A 427-nucleotide genomic window follows, 5' to 3' on the forward strand; every position below is an offset into this window, starting at 1 on the left:
GCCTCCCCCTCATCGGTTCGAGCGCGGGACCGACGGCCCCAAGGTGATCGTCGCGGGGCTGGACGGCTCCGATTCGTCGATGCGCGCGGCGGCCTACGCCGCCGGACTCGCCCGCCGCCAGAACGCCGTGCTGGCCCTGGTGTACGTCCAGCCCGTCATCACGGCGGGCGCGGCGCTGGGCGTACCGGTGGCCGACACGACGACCGAGGTCGCGGAGGGCCTGGTCTCCGAGATCCGCGAGGCCGCCGAGCGCTTCCGGGACGGGTGGGACGTGCGCTGGGAGTTCCACACCTTCCGGGGCGACCCCTACAACGGGCTGGTGACGGCGGCCGACGACCTGAAGGCGGACGCGGTGGTGGTCGGGGCGTCGGAATCGGCCGGGCACCGCTTCATCGGTTCGGTGGCCGTACGCCTGGTGAAGGCGGGG

1 protein-coding gene is annotated in these 427 nt (G+C 74.0%); it reads left to right on the forward strand.

Translation table 11 applies throughout. The annotated features are described in order from the left end of the window. The coding region (locus LPA54_RS39790; protein WP_228985283.1) for a universal stress protein at positions 1 to 427 on the forward strand (427 nt) is incomplete at both ends.

Origin of the sequence: Streptomyces sp. DH12 (genome assembly GCF_020873895.1) — a bacterium.
In the GTDB taxonomy this organism is placed as follows: Bacteria; Actinomycetota; Actinomycetes; order Streptomycetales; family Streptomycetaceae; genus Streptomyces.